We start from the raw sequence: 12,953 nt of genomic DNA, 5'->3' as shown, positions 1-12,953 counted from the left end.
GGAGGCGGCGAAAAAGTGATCGCCGCCCATCATGAACCCCTCAAACCTCGTGCAGATAGAGGTGGTAGTCCAACTCGCTGACCGTGCGCGCCACGCGCAGATACTCGGACTGCTTGATCGCCACGAAGGTCCGGTGCAGGTCCTCGCCGAGCGCGCCCTTCAGGAAGCTGGACGCCCTGGCCGCCTCGATGGCGGCGCGCCAGTCGACCGGCATGGTCGTGCGCGTGACCGCCGCCTCGTAGCCATTGCCGGTCGTTTCCGGGCCAGGGTCGAGACCCTCATCCAGACCTTTGATGATACCGGCCAGCACCGTCGCGGCGATCAGATAGGGGTTGGCGTCGACGCCGGATGGGCGATGCTCGATGCGCCGGTTCTTGGCATCGCCCGCCGGCACGCGCAGCGCCACCGAGCGGTTGTTGACGCCCCAGGTCGGCGCCACCGGCGCATAGGATTGCGAGACGAAGCGCCGCCAGGAATTGGCGTGCGGCGCAAACACCAGCATCGATTCCGCCATCGTCTGGATCAGGCCGCCGAGCCCCTGCAACAATGGCAGCGACCAGCTCTCGCCGCCGGATTCGGCAAAGACGTTTCGTCCGGCCTTGTCCTGTAGCGAGACGTGGAAATGCATGCCCGAGCCGGCATATTTCTCGATCGGCTTGGCCATGAAACAGGCGGTGACGCCGTGGCGGCGCGCCTGCGCCCGCACAAGGCGCTTCAACATGACCAGATCGTCGGCCGCCCGCATCACGTCCTTGCGGTAGTTCAGCGTCAATTCGTACTGGCCGGGCGCATATTCGGAAATCACCGTTTCGGCCGGAATGCCTTGCGCCTTGGCCGCCGCATAGATGTCGGAAAACAGCGGCTCCATGCCATGCAGATGGTCGACGGAGTAGACTTCGGTCTTGCCCGAGACTCGGCCATCGAGCACGGCGCGCGCCGGCTGCACCTTGCCGTCGGCATCGCGCTCATTGGCCAGCAGGAAGAATTCCAGCTCGAAGGCACCGGCCGGGTAGAGACCCTTGGCCGCCAGGATATCGACTTGCCTCGCCAGCGCCAGCCGGGGGTCCGACGACATCGGCCGGCCGTCGAGCATATACATCGCCATCAGCAGCTGGCCACGCGGCGGATTTGTGCCGTAGAGCGGCACCAGCGTGCCGGGGATGGGCCATGCCCTGAGGTCGCCGTCGCCGGTCGTCCAGATCAACCCGGTCTCGTGCACATCCTCGCCGGTGATGTCGAGGCCGAGGATCGAGATCGGCATATGGCGGCCGCCCTCGAAAATGCTCTTCAGCTCATGCCGGCGCACGATCTTGCCACGGCCGACGCCGTTGGCATCGGTCAGCACGATATCGAAGGCTTCGATCTCGGGATGGGCGTCGAGAAAGGCTTGCGCCTCGGCGGGTGTCGAGCCCGAAGGTGAGGTCATCATGGCATTGGGGTGGTCCATCGCCGCTTGTCTCATGCCGCAAGCTTTGCCGCAACCGCGCCGAAGGCGGTGATCAGCCGGTTGACCTGGGCATCTGATGTCGCCGGCGAGATCAGCATCATGTTGTGGAAGGGTGCGATCAGCACGCCGCGATTGACCAGCGCGACATGAATGGCAGCCTCCAGTTCCGGTGCATGCGCCAGTTCCGCCTCGGCGCCATTGCGCAGCGGACCCGGCGCGCAGATGAACTCGACGCGGGCGCCGACACGGGAAACATGCCAGGGCAGGCGGTAGCGATCGATCACCCCGGTCAGCCCGGCATCGAGCCGCCGCGCCAGATGATCCATCCGGTCATAATTCTCACTGGTCATCACCTCTTCGAGCGTGGCGCGCATCGCCGCGAACTGCAGCGGGTTGGCCGAGAGCGTCGTGCCCATGCCGGAATAGCCCGGCTCCTTGGTCCTGTTGTAATCTGCGTAGCGCGAGGCGACGTCGTCGCTCATGCCCCACACACTTGCCGGTACACCGCCGGCGATGGGCTTGCCGAGCACGAAGAAGTCTGGGTCGAGACCATACTTCCTCGTGTAGCCGCCGGGGCCGGTCGAGATCGTATGCGTCTCGTCGATCAGAAGCAGTGTGCCGGCCTGATGCGTCATTTTGCGCAGCGCGTCATGGTAGCCCGGATCGGCCAGCACCATGCAGGAATTGGTCAGCACCGGTTCGGCGATGACGCAGGCGACGTCCTTATCCCTGAGCACGGCTTCGAGTGCTGAAACATCGTTGAACTCGATGACCTTGGCCGTACGGGTCAGGTCGCGGAATTCGCCGGCCAATCCCGGCCGGTTGACGGGCTTGCCATCGATCAGCCGTACCATCGTCTCGTCGACCGAGCCATGATAGCAGCCATTGAAGACGAGGATCTTCGCCCGGCCGGTGATGGCGCGGGCAACGCGCAACGCAAAGCGGTTGGCGTCGGTCGCCGTCGTCGCGATCTGCCAGAACGGCAGGCCGAAACGCTGCTGCAGCAGCGGCCCGATGGCGAGCGCGTCTTCCGAAGGCAGCATATAGGTCAGGCCGCGTCCGGCCTGGCGGCGTATGGCGCGCGCCACCGGCGGCGGCGAATGGCCGAACATCGAGCCGGTGTCGCCAAGGCAGAAATCGTCGAGCCTGATACCGTCGATGTCGATGATGGTCGCGCCCCTGGCGCTGTCGACCAGGATCGGAAACGGCGTCGGCCAGTCGTTCATCCAGTGCATCGGCACGCCGCCGAAGAAGCCGGGCAGGCCGTTGCCGACCTTCGCCAGTGATTTCGGCCGCGCCTTGCGGAAAGCCGCCCCCTCGGTGTCGCGCAGATCGGCAATGCGGTCGCGGCCGATGCCGCCAATGGACGTCTTGGACGTGTCGCTATGCATGAAAACCCCTCTGGTCTGTCCCTCTTAGACAATCCGTGTCCGCATCCGCAATTGGCCGCGCATCCATCCTGCGTTGGCTCAGCCTCTGGCAGCGGCGCTTGACCGTGCTGCCGAAGTCAGCGCCAATATGGCTGGGAATTGAGGTGGGGCAAAAAATGCGGACGATCATCTGTGTGGCAACGCTGTTGTCGTCGGCCAGCGCGGCTTTCGCATCCGGCGGCATCTGGTGCGACGTCGACGATGCGGCGGTGACATTCGACGTCGGCGCCGGCGTCACCAGGGGCATGGGCGGCCCGACCTTCAATTTTCGCGGCGACCTCGAAATCAAGGCGAGGCCGGTTGGCGATCATCTGCGCAAGACGGTGTTCGAGGATTCCAACCTGACCCAGTACTGGCTGGACGGCAAGGAGTTGCGGCTGAACATCTACCATGAGCGTCAGCTCGCGGATGCCTACGACTATGTCGAGCTGACGATCCTGACCAAGGCCAGAGACGAAGGCGTCTATGACGGGCAGTACACGCTTGCCGTCTATGACAGCACGGGTGACAAGGACGGCGACGGCAAACCCGCAAATCTGAGCGGGACAGTATCCTGCGGCGCCGAGTAGATCGATCTGATGCGGCAGCGCGCAAACACGGTATGACAGCGGCGCCGCGTTATTTCCGGGAGGTCACCGATGGATCGACGAGATTGATCTTTTCGGCGGGCGGAAAGCCGAACACACGTTCGAAGTGCTTGGGGCCAAGCAGCAAGGCTGCTTGATCGAGCAAATGCTGGTTGCGCGCATTGATCGTTTCCGGGCTTGGCGGCGCAAAGCCTGGAATTCGCTGCGCTGTGAAATTCTGCACCTCGCCCTTCAGCGACAGGAGCTTGGCCAGCAGTTCGGGTTCCTCGTCGCCGAGCACCGATCGTGCGTGCTCCTCGAAATCGTCGGGCAATCCTTGCATTTTGGTCACTCCGCCTGCTCCACCGGCCGCCAGGGCACTCGTTCCCAAGCAATGCTGGATCTTGCTGGCCCACGCCGCGTGCCGCAGCCCATAGGTCCCATATAGGAAGCTGCTCGCCCCATAACCACGCGCTTTCTTCACCGTCAGCCGCGTCCCGGTGGTCGCGTAGAGCACCTGATTGGCAAGCTGGTGGCAGACGCCATCGATGCCGTAGATCAGTATGGTTCCCTGGGCGGCAGGAACTGTCGCCGAATCCGCATTCGACTGGACAAGGCATTGCGCCAGCGCCAGATGCCCGGACTGCTTACCGAGAGTTCCCGTCGGATTACCGGGTGTTCCACCGGTTGGATGATAGCTGCCCCAACAGAACCAGTAGTCCTTGCCGGCGGCGGCGACAGCGGCTGCATTGGCATAGTGGTGCTGCTGGTTGTCGTAGGTGGTGACCCAGGTATGGTCGACCGGCGAGCCGCTGACAAATGCCGGCGTTGCCCAGGCATGAAGTGTAACCGTGCTTGGCAAGGTCTCCTCCCATCGGAAGCTTGTCCAACGGAAAGAGGATGCGCTCAACAAGGGCAGCGCGCAAGCATGGTGTCGGGCTTGACCCCGATGGCGCGGGTTTCAGGCCGTGATGTCGATGACGCCGCAGTCGCCGGCGGCACTGCCGAAGGCGACGCGGCGTTCTTCCTTGTCCCACATCATCGAGGTGATGGCGCCCTTGCCTGGCCGCCGCAACAGCACTTCCCTGGCGTCGGCAAAACGCACCGCCATCACCATGCCGTCATCATAGCCGACGGCGACGACATCCTGGCTCGGGTGGCAGGCGACAGCCGTCACCATGGCGTTGCCGCGCGTGCCGAGCTCCAGCGGCGCCTTGCCCATCGGCCCGTCCTTGCCTGAAAACGGCCAGACGATCGCCGCCGGCGCGCCGGAACTCGCCAGCCACTTGCCCTTCACGCTCCACGACAGGCTTTTGACCTTGCCGGGATAACCGGTCATGCGCATGTGCTTGCCATCGGCGAGCTTCCAGCCGTGCAGCGCGTTTTCCTGCATCGTGGTGACGAGGAAGGCGCCATCGGGCGAGAAGGTGATGCCGGTGTGGGCGCCGGCCCATTCGAGCTCCACCGGCTTGCCCTCGGCGGCCGGGAAATGCAGCGTCGCGCCATTGTAGCGGGCGACGCCGAAGCGCATGCCCTTGGGCGAGAACGCCAGTCCCTCCACGGAACGCGGATGGATGAATTCTCGGGTCTTGCCGTCGGCAAAGCGCACGAAGGCGGTTTTGCCTGAGGCATAGGCGATGGCGCCTTGCGGTCCTGCGGCGACGCCGGTGATCCATTTCTTTCCGGCACTGGTCAATTCCGTGGCCTCGCCGCCCGCTTTCACGGCAAACACCTTGCCGTCCTCGCCGCCGGTGATCAGCCGGTCGTTGGCCGCATCATGGAAGGCGGCGAGCAGCCCGTCATTGGCCTGAACCGTCTTGTGACCATGGTCGAGCCGGTGGATCGCGCCGTCAGCCAGCGCGAAATGCGGCACGTCGCCGAGGAAGACCGCGGCAACGCAGTGGCCTTCGAGATCAAGCGGGGCGACGGTCGGCATGGCAAATCTCAACGGTCATTCGTTCGTTCCAGCGCAGGATAACGGTTTCCTCGATCGGAACCGGGCCGCCTTGATAGGTGAAGACGAACCATTTGTCCCAGTTTTCGATCAGCCAGGTTCTCGAAAGCCCGGGTTTTTTCTCGTACCGGCTTTCCTCGGGCAGCACCGCGAAGACCAGCCCTGCCTTGTAGCCGGATGTGACAATGAGACCGAGCCCGGCCTCGTCTTCGCGGGGATCGAAGATCAGAAGATCGACCGGGCCGGAATCCGGCCCAAGATCGTAGTTCTCGGAGAGTCTGATGACATCGCCGATGGTCAGAAAATCATCGGCGAGATCGAGCAAACGGGGCATTCGTTGCGGTCAGCCCACCTGGCAGGCGTCAAAGCTCTTCTTCAGCCGCTCGGCGTCGAGTTCACGGCCGATGAACACCAGCCGGCTCTCATGTTTCTCGCCGTCCTTCCAGGCGCGCTGGTGGTCACCCTCGATGATCATATGCACGCCCTGAATGACATAGCGTTCATCGTCGCCCTTGAGCGCGATGATGCCCTTCAGCCGCAGGATGTTGGGGCCTTCCATCTGGGTGATCTTCTCGATCCACGGGAAGAACTTCTTCGGGTCCATCTCGCCGCCGCGCAGCGACACCGACTGCACCGTCACGTCATGGATGTCGGAAGCATGCGCGTGATGGTGGTGGTCGTGCCCGTCATGATCATGATGATCGTGCCCGTCATGGTCATGGTCGTGATGATCGTGATCGTCATGCGCCTCTAGGAAATGTGGGTCGTTTTCCAGCGCCCTGGACAGGTCGAACGCGCCGCGGTCGAGCACTTCGGACAAGGCGACGCCGGCGCGGGTGGTGCGATGGATCTTCGCCGCCGGATTGATGGCGCGGATCGTCGCTTCGACCTTGGCGAGTTCTTCTGACGTGACGAGGTCGGTCTTGTTGAGCACGACGACATCGGCGAAGGCGATCTGGTCCTCGGCCTCCCTGGAATCCTTGAGCCGCAGCGGCAGGTGCTTGGCGTCGACCAGCGCCACCACCGCATCAAGCCTGGTCTTGGAGCGCACGTCGTCGTCCATGAAGAAGGTCTGCGCCACCGGCACGGGATCGGCGAGCCCCGTGGTCTCGACGACTATGGCGTCGAAGCGGCCGGGGCGGCGCATCAGGCCCTCGACGACACGGATCAGGTCGCCGCGCACCGTGCAGCAGACGCAGCCATTGTTCATCTCGTAGATTTCCTCGTCGGATTCCACGATCAGATCATTGTCGATGCCGATTTCGCCGAACTCGTTGACGATGACAGCGTAGCGCTTGCCGTGGTTTTCCGACAGGATGCGGTTGAGCAGTGTCGTCTTGCCGGCACCGAGATAGCCGGTGAGAACGGTTACGGGGATCTGCGTCTGTGCGTCGCTCATGGCTTGCCTCGAAGGTGCTGGGCCGCGAAAAATCCGGCCCTCGAAAAAGGGATTGTCGGCTCCATATAGGATGTGTGCCGGGCTTTTGCACGGGGCAAACCGATGGGCCAAACCGGCTTGCCGACATTACCGAATATTGACTGGCGAGAGCCGCCGTGACCGCCTGGATCAGGATGCGGCAGCCAATTCGAGAGGCAAGATATGTCCGGCAAGCCATCTTCCTTCTCACTGAGTCGTCGCAAGGCGCTCGGCTTGATCGCGGTCACCGCCGGAGGTCGTGCCTTCCTGCCGGCCTCGGCAATGGCCGCCCAATTGGCCACGCAGGCCTCGCTTTATGCCGGACTGGCCCTGTTCGAAACCGGCGCCGGCGTGTGCGCCATTACACCTGAAGTGACCGAGGGACCGTTCTATTTCGACCCGAAACTCGAACGTGCCGATGTCACCGAGGGCAAGAAGGGCATCGCCCTTGACGTTCGGCTACAGGTCGTCGACGCGGCCTGCCGCCCGCTTGCCGGCGCCCGTGTCGACATATGGCATTGCGACGCGCAAGGTGCCTATTCCGGCTATCCGGGACAGGGTGACGGTCGCGACGTCGACACGTCGGGCCAGACCTTCCTGCGCGGCTGGCAGAAGACCGATGCAAGCGGCATCGTTTCTTTCGCCACCATCTATCCCGGCTGGTATCGCGGCCGCACCACCCATATCCATTTCAAGGTCTTCCCCGACGACAATTCGGTAATGACCGGCCAGTTGTTCTTCCCCGACAGCCTCAGCGAGCAGATATTCACCACTGTCGCGCCCTACAATGACCGGCCTGGCAAGCGCGACACCTCGAATGCCAAAGACGGCATTGCCAGGCGGGCCGGACCGCAGTCGCAGGCCGCGCTGCGCGAGGTGGAGGATGCCTATCAGGCGCTGATGATCGTCGCGGTGAAGCCCGGCTGATCGGCATTCCCTCACCCGCCTGCTCGCGGCGAAAACTCCGGCCGCGAAAACTCGTTTGTCATCTAACTGAAATAAACATCTGGCATTAGCCACGGCGGACACCACAATGCTTGCCGGCAAAGCTGTTTGAAGCTCCGGAATCTTTTGATCGTCGATTGCCAACCGGCCGGCTGTCTCTATGCTGCCCGCACCGGTACGGCCGAAGAGGGATGACCATGGCCAAGGCGGACAAGACTGCGACAATGAGCCGGCTGCATTCGGCGGCAAGGCTGGCAAGAACCGCGCTGGCGGCACGGCTCCTGGCGCACGGCTTCTATGCCGGCCAGGACCAGATCATGCTGGCGCTCGACCGCGAGGATGGCCAGACGCCGGGCAATCTCGCCGGCCGCCTCGGCGTGCGCCCACCCACCATCACCAAGACCATCAACCGGTTGCAGGCCCAGGGTTTCCTGGAGAAGCGCGCCTCGTCGGCCGATGCTCGCCAGGCGCATATCTTCCTCACCGACACCGGTCGCGACATCATCCACGCCATCGAGAAATCGGTGAAGAAGACCGAGAAGCAGGCGCTGAAGGGCCTCGACAAGAAGGACCAGAAGGCGCTGTTCAAGCTGCTTGCCCGCATCGAGGCGAACCTCTCGAACGAGGAACTGGTGCTCATCGACGACGACGCCGAGTCGGACGACTGATCAGCCGATTGTCGCGGCAGGCGATCAGGCCGCCGTCGCGGTGGATCCATGGACCAGCGACGACCAGCGCCCCGGCGTCATTCCGAACGCCTTCTTGAATTGCCTGATGAAATGGCTCTGGTCGCTGAAGCCGGCTTCGACCGCGATCTGCGCAAGTGGCTCGCCGGCGGCGATCATCCGCCGCGCGCGCTGAAGCCGGCGCATTACCAGGAAGCGATGCGGACTGGTCGAGAAGGCGGCGCGGAAATGCCGTGACAAGGCATAGCGGTCGAGCCCGGTTATCGCTTCCAGTTCGCCGGAGCGCACCGGTCGAGTCAGGTTTTCCGTGAGATAGTCGCGCGCCAGTGCAGCCGCCCGCCACGCCGTCCTAGTCATCGGCTTCGCCGGCTGGCCGGCATGCCGTGTCAGGCTTTGCATCAGTTGCGTCAGGAAATCGTCGACGAACAACTCGTCGAGTTCCTGCTCCAACGGTCCCAGCGCCGAAAGCAGCGTTGCGCAGAATGTGGTGTCCGTCACCACGCCATCCCTGACAAAAGGCAGCGACGCGCCGCCAAGGCAGTCGAGCATCAGCGACGGCTCCAAATAGAGCATCCGGTAGCGCAGGCCGTCCTCGGTACCGGCGCCGCCGTCATGCAACTCGTCGGGATGCAGCACGATGATCTGGCCGGGCAGGCTGTGGCGCGCACTACCAAGATAGCGAAACGTCTGCACCCCCTGCAGCGTCACCCCGATCGCATAGGTGTCGTGGCGATGCAGGTCGAAGGCGCTGCCATGGAAGCGCGCCTCGATCCGCTCCATGCCGGCGGGATCGGGAGCGGAGATGATGCAGTTTTCCGCCGCATCAACGCACAAACGTCCAAGACCCCTGAAGGCCTGGCTGTCTAGATCGTGCGGCATCGTCTCCTTCAGCCTCGCATTGGGGCACAAGCTCGAATGGTCAATGTCTCATGTTCGATACGAAATTTGCAATCGTGCTGCGGGAGGATCTGCCGGTCTGGCAGAAACTCAACGTCACGGCCTTCCTGACCAGCGGCATCGTCGCCCAGTTTCCGGACATCATCGGCGAACCCTATCGCGACCGTACAGGCAATCTCTACAATCCGCTGTCGATCCAGCCAGTCATCGTGCTGTCCGCCGACCAGGCGACGCTGGGCACCATCCACCGGCGCACGCTGGAGCGCGGCTTGACCGCCTCGCTCTATGTCGAGGAGATGTTCGCGACCGGCTTTGACGCGGCCAACCGCGCCGTCTTCGCCGAATTCGCGCCTGAAGACGCCAAGGTGGTCGGTATCGCGATACGCGCCGACAAGAAGCTGGTCGACAAGATCACCAAGGGTGCCCGCATGCACGCCTAGTTTTCCGAAGCATGGACCAAGCCTGCCGGGGCTCTTGTTGTGCCAGCCGGCTTTGGTGTGGCGGCAGGCGACAATTGGCTTGCCGGCAGCCGGCAATTCCCGCAAAGGTGGGCTTCAGCCCAGCTTTCGACCCGGCCTGCAAGTGAGTGCTCCCCAGAGACATGTAGAAAGCGCGACGCCCCCGGTGGCGATCCTGTGCATGCTTTCCACCTACGTCTTCTTCACCTTCCTCGACACCTCAAGCAAATATCTCGTCCTTGCCGGCGTTTCCGTGCTGATCGTTGCCTGGGTGCGCTTTGCCGTGCATGTCGTGCTGGTCGGCACGCTGCTGCGCGGCTGGCGCCAACCGGTGCGGTTTCGCCCGGTCAACCTGCCGGCACATGTCCTGCGCGGCCTATTCCTGTTCGGCTCGACCATCTTCAACATCCTGGCGCTGCGCTCCCTGCAACTGGCCGAGACCACCTCGATCTATTTCTTCGGGCCGATGGTGATCACGGCGCTGGCCGGTCCGCTGCTTGGCGAGTGGGCAGGCTGGCGGCGCTGGCTGGCGATCCTGGCGGCCTTCGCCGGGGTCCTCATCATCACTAGGCCGGGCGTCGGCGTTTTCGGCATCGGGCATCTCTTCGCGCTCGGCTCGATGCTGTCGAACTGCTTCTACGTCATCATGACGCGCCGCATGTCGGCGACCGAGACGTCGGAGAGCCTCATCCTGTTCTCGGCACTGGCGCCGGCGCTGCTGCTGTTGCCCTTGCTGCCGTTTTCGTTTTCCCTGCCGCATGACGGCTGGCACTGGTTCGTGCTGCTTATGCTCGGCGTGTTCGGCGGCGTCGGTCACTGGTTGCTGGTCCAGGCCTACCGGCTGGCGACAACCACGGCATTGGCGCCCTATCCCTATTCGCAGATGGTGTGGATGATCATTTCCGGCTGGATCGTCTTCCAGCAGTTTCCCGACCGCTGGACCCTGGTCGGCGCCGCCATCATCGTCGCCAGCGGCCTCTACATCGTCCATCGTGAGCACCGGCTTCGGCTGCAGAGCCGCGCGGCCTCCGATGTCGAGGCCGAAGCGCTGGCAAAAAAACTTTGATTTGCCCCCGATCGGTGGCATAACGCCGCCTTTAAACAGTTTAGGTCTGGAAATTCAGGTCCGGGGAGCGCAAGGCGCTGGCACAGAAAATCAAGCTTTCGACGATCGCGGATGCGCTCGGCGTGTCCACGGCCACGGTCTCGCTGGCGCTGCGCGACAGCCCTCTGGTTGCCGGGGCCACCCGCGACCGCATCAAGGAACATGCCCGCGCCATCGGCTATATCTACAACCGACGCGCCGCCAGCCTGCGCACCTCGCGGTCGGGCATTGTCGGCGTCGTCGTCCACGACATCATGAACCCGTTCTTCGCCGAGATACTGCGCTCGATCGAAAGCGAGCTCGACCGCAGCCGGCAGACCTTCATCCTGTCCAACCACTATGATCAGCTCGAAAAGCAGCGCACTTTCATCGATACGCTTTTGCAGCTCGGCGCCGACGGCGTCATCATGTCGCCGGCCATCGGCACGCCGGCTTCCGACATCGTGATGGCCGAGGAGAATGGTCTGCCGGCGGTGCTGATCGCACGCACCGTCGAGGGCGCCGACGTGCCGGTCTTCCGCGGCGACGACTCCTATGGAACAGGCCTCGCCACCAACCATCTGATCTCGCTCGGCCACAAGCGCATCGCCATGATCGGCGGTACCGACCAGACCTCGACCGGCCGCGACCGCTACCAGGGCTATGTCAACGCCATGGACGCGGCCGGGCTGGAAGTCAGGCCGTCCTGGCGCATCGCCGGCCCGCGCACCAAGCAGGCCGGCTTCGAGGCTGCCGGGCAGTTCCTGGCGCTGAAGGACAGACCGACGGCCGCCTGCTGCTGGAACGACCTTGTCGCCATCGGCCTGATGAACGGCATCGCCCGTGCCGGCCTGGTGCCGGGCGTCGACATTTCCGTCACCGGCTACGACGACCTCGAAGAGGCGGCGATCGCGACGCCGGCCCTGACCACCGTCTGGAACGGCCAGCGCGAGGTTGGCCGTCGCGCCGCCAGCGCGCTGCTCGACAAGCTCAACGGGCAGACGGTGCGACCCTCGCAGGAATTGATCAAGCCGGAACTGCATGTGCGTCAGTCGACCGGCAAGCCGGTGGAGCGTGCATGACCAAGGCCGAACAGCTGCAGACCGTCGCCATCCTGGTGCCGGGTGATTTCAACGACCATGCGGTCGACCGCATCAACCAAACATTCAGGCGTGTCACAGTCCAACGCGCCGATCCGTCCCTCGTCACCGACGAGATGCGCAGCGAGGTGCGCGGCATCGCTTCGTTCGCCGGCATTAACGCGGCGATGATGGATGCCTTGCCCAATCTCGAACTCATCGCCTCCTTCGGCGTCGGCTATGATTCGGTCGATGTCGGCCATGCCCGAGCGAAGAACATCATGGTCACCAACACGCCTGACGTGTTGACCGAGGAGGTTGCCGACACCGCCATCGGGCTGCTGATCAACACTGTCCGCGACCTGCCGCGTGCCGAAACCTGGCTGCGCGACGGCAGCTGGGTGCGCAAGGGCAACTATCCGCTGAGCCGGCTGACCTTGCGCGGGCGCAAGGTCGGCATCTTTGGCATGGGCCGTATCGGGCAAGCCGTCGCCCGGCGTCTGGAAGCCTTTGGCTTGCCGGTCGCCTACCACAACCGGCGCCGTGTAGAAGGTCTTTCCTACCAGTATCACCCGACCCTGAAAGGGCTTGCCGAAGCCGTCGATACGCTGATTTCGGTGGCGCCGGGCGGCGCCTCGACGGAGAAGGCTGTCAATGCCGAAATCCTGTCGGCGCTTGGCGCCAACGGCGTCTTCGTGAACATCGGTCGCGGCAGCACGGTCGATGAGGCAGCGCTTGCGGCAGCGCTTGCCAATGGCACCATCGCCGCTGCCGGTCTCGATGTCTTTGCCGACGAGCCGAACGTGCCCAAGGCGTTGCTCGACGCGCCCAACACCTCGCTACTGCCGCATGTCGGCTCGGCCTCGGACCACACACGCCGCGCCATGGCGGATCTATGTGTCGACAATCTGGTGTCCTGGTTCGCCGAGCGCCGGCCACTGACCCCGGTGCCCGAGACAGCGCACGTCAAGGCGCGAGCTTGAATGGCAG

At 63.8% G+C, this 12,953-nt stretch carries 14 protein-coding genes; 7 read left to right on the top strand and 7 right to left on the bottom strand.

Annotation, left to right across the window (positions count from 1 at the left end; all coding sequences use genetic code 11):
• Nucleotides 1-40: 40 nt before the first annotated feature.
• Complete coding sequence (locus ACZ89F_RS29770; protein WP_476097429.1) at nt 41-1,426, bottom strand: glutamine synthetase family protein; 1,386 nt, start codon at nt 1,424-1,426, stop codon at nt 41-43.
• Between the two features lie 32 nt (nt 1,427-1,458).
• Nucleotides 1,459-2,838, bottom strand: coding sequence for an aspartate aminotransferase family protein (locus tag ACZ89F_RS29765; protein WP_476095704.1), 1,380 nt, complete (start codon nt 2,836-2,838; stop codon nt 1,459-1,461).
• A 155-nt stretch (nt 2,839-2,993) separates the two neighbouring features.
• Here ACZ89F_RS29765 and ACZ89F_RS29760 point away from each other — a divergent pair, with 155 nt between their 5' ends.
• Entirely contained in the window at nt 2,994-3,446 is a 453-nt protein-coding gene (locus ACZ89F_RS29760; protein WP_476095702.1) for a hypothetical protein, read from the top strand.
• A gap of 49 nt (nt 3,447-3,495) precedes the next feature.
• Here ACZ89F_RS29760 and ACZ89F_RS29755 read toward each other — a convergent pair whose 3' ends face one another.
• The 4 genes from ACZ89F_RS29755 to ACZ89F_RS29740 all read right to left on the bottom strand — a co-directional run bounded on the left by ACZ89F_RS29755 (nt 3,496) and on the right by ACZ89F_RS29740 (nt 6,796).
• Complete coding sequence (locus tag ACZ89F_RS29755) at nt 3,496-4,305, bottom strand: hypothetical protein (protein WP_476095701.1); 810 nt, start codon at nt 4,303-4,305, stop codon at nt 3,496-3,498.
• A 99-nt stretch (nt 4,306-4,404) separates the two neighbouring features.
• Nucleotides 4,405-5,379, bottom strand: a complete 975-nt coding sequence (locus ACZ89F_RS29750; RefSeq protein WP_476095699.1) for a WD40 repeat domain-containing protein — start codon at nt 5,377-5,379, stop codon at nt 4,405-4,407.
• On the bottom strand, nt 5,357-5,731 hold the full coding sequence (gene imm45 / locus ACZ89F_RS29745; protein ID WP_476095697.1) for an Imm45 family immunity protein: 375 nt from the start codon (nt 5,729-5,731) through the stop codon (nt 5,357-5,359). The genes ACZ89F_RS29750 and imm45 overlap by 23 nt, the downstream gene beginning before the upstream one ends.
• Nucleotides 5,732-5,740: 9 nt before the next feature.
• Nucleotides 5,741-6,796 carry a CobW family GTP-binding protein gene (locus tag ACZ89F_RS29740; protein ID WP_476095695.1) on the bottom strand — a complete coding sequence of 352 codons (1,056 nt, stop codon included), beginning with the start codon at nt 6,794-6,796 and terminating at the stop codon, nt 5,741-5,743.
• Nucleotides 6,797-6,997: 201 nt separating this feature from the next.
• On the opposite strand from ACZ89F_RS29740, the gene ACZ89F_RS29735 reads away from it, so the two are divergent.
• Together ACZ89F_RS29735 and ACZ89F_RS29730 are read left to right on the top strand one after the other, a co-directional pair.
• A complete protein-coding gene (locus ACZ89F_RS29735; protein WP_476095694.1) occupies nt 6,998-7,741 on the top strand; it encodes an intradiol ring-cleavage dioxygenase in 744 nt (247 codons plus the stop codon).
• A gap of 215 nt (nt 7,742-7,956) precedes the next feature.
• A complete protein-coding gene (locus ACZ89F_RS29730) occupies nt 7,957-8,427 on the top strand; it encodes a MarR family winged helix-turn-helix transcriptional regulator (protein ID WP_109666695.1) in 471 nt (156 codons plus the stop codon).
• 24 nt (nt 8,428-8,451) lie between these two features.
• Here the strand turns inward: ACZ89F_RS29730 and ACZ89F_RS29725 are convergent, their stop codons facing one another.
• The gene (locus ACZ89F_RS29725) at nt 8,452-9,324 is read right to left on the bottom strand and encodes an AraC family transcriptional regulator (protein ID WP_476095692.1); all 873 of its coding nucleotides are present in this window, start codon (nt 9,322-9,324) and stop codon (nt 8,452-8,454) included.
• A gap of 50 nt (nt 9,325-9,374) precedes the next feature.
• Between ACZ89F_RS29725 and ACZ89F_RS29720 the strand changes: the two genes are divergently transcribed.
• The 4 genes from ACZ89F_RS29720 (at nt 9,375) to ACZ89F_RS29705 (ending at nt 12,946) form a co-directional block, all read left to right on the top strand.
• The gene (locus ACZ89F_RS29720; RefSeq protein ID WP_476095690.1) at nt 9,375-9,782 is read left to right on the top strand and encodes a DUF2000 family protein; all 408 of its coding nucleotides are present in this window, start codon (nt 9,375-9,377) and stop codon (nt 9,780-9,782) included.
• Between the two features lie 199 nt (nt 9,783-9,981).
• Nucleotides 9,982-10,866 carry a DMT family transporter gene (locus tag ACZ89F_RS29715; protein ID WP_476095688.1) on the top strand — a complete coding sequence of 295 codons (885 nt, stop codon included), beginning with the start codon at nt 9,982-9,984 and terminating at the stop codon, nt 10,864-10,866.
• 77 nt (nt 10,867-10,943) lie between these two features.
• Nucleotides 10,944-11,966 carry a LacI family DNA-binding transcriptional regulator gene (locus ACZ89F_RS29710; protein ID WP_183454510.1) on the top strand — a complete coding sequence of 341 codons (1,023 nt, stop codon included), beginning with the start codon at nt 10,944-10,946 and terminating at the stop codon, nt 11,964-11,966.
• Nucleotides 11,963-12,946, top strand: coding sequence for a 2-hydroxyacid dehydrogenase (locus ACZ89F_RS29705; RefSeq protein ID WP_476095686.1), 984 nt, complete (start codon nt 11,963-11,965; stop codon nt 12,944-12,946). The genes ACZ89F_RS29710 and ACZ89F_RS29705 overlap by 4 nt, the downstream gene beginning before the upstream one ends.
• Nucleotides 12,947-12,953 lie beyond the last annotated feature (7 nt).

Source organism: Mesorhizobium sp. USDA 3734 (assembly GCF_056279665.1).
This window is presented reverse-complemented; position numbering and strand designations above follow the sequence as displayed.

Coding starts and splice junctions, on each gene's coding strand:
- imm45 (WP_476095697.1), bottom strand. CDS start 5,731: ATGCCCCGTTTGCTCGATCTCGCCGATGATTTTCTGACCATCGGCGAT.
- ACZ89F_RS29750 (WP_476095699.1), bottom strand. CDS start 5,379: ATGCCGACCGTCGCCCCGCTTGATCTCGAAGGCCACTGCGTTGCCGCG.
- ACZ89F_RS29730 (WP_109666695.1), top strand. CDS start 7,957: ATGGCCAAGGCGGACAAGACTGCGACAATGAGCCGGCTGCATTCGGCG.
- ACZ89F_RS29740 (WP_476095695.1), bottom strand. CDS start 6,796: ATGAGCGACGCACAGACGCAGATCCCCGTAACCGTTCTCACCGGCTAT.
- ACZ89F_RS29720 (WP_476095690.1), top strand. CDS start 9,375: ATGTTCGATACGAAATTTGCAATCGTGCTGCGGGAGGATCTGCCGGTC.
- ACZ89F_RS29705 (WP_476095686.1), top strand. CDS start 11,963: ATGACCAAGGCCGAACAGCTGCAGACCGTCGCCATCCTGGTGCCGGGT.
- ACZ89F_RS29760 (WP_476095702.1), top strand. CDS start 2,994: ATGCGGACGATCATCTGTGTGGCAACGCTGTTGTCGTCGGCCAGCGCG.
- ACZ89F_RS29770 (WP_476097429.1), bottom strand. CDS start 1,426: ATGACCTCACCTTCGGGCTCGACACCCGCCGAGGCGCAAGCCTTTCTC.
- ACZ89F_RS29725 (WP_476095692.1), bottom strand. CDS start 9,324: ATGCCGCACGATCTAGACAGCCAGGCCTTCAGGGGTCTTGGACGTTTG.
- ACZ89F_RS29735 (WP_476095694.1), top strand. CDS start 6,998: ATGTCCGGCAAGCCATCTTCCTTCTCACTGAGTCGTCGCAAGGCGCTC.
- ACZ89F_RS29765 (WP_476095704.1), bottom strand. CDS start 2,838: ATGCATAGCGACACGTCCAAGACGTCCATTGGCGGCATCGGCCGCGAC.
- ACZ89F_RS29715 (WP_476095688.1), top strand. CDS start 9,982: ATGCTTTCCACCTACGTCTTCTTCACCTTCCTCGACACCTCAAGCAAA.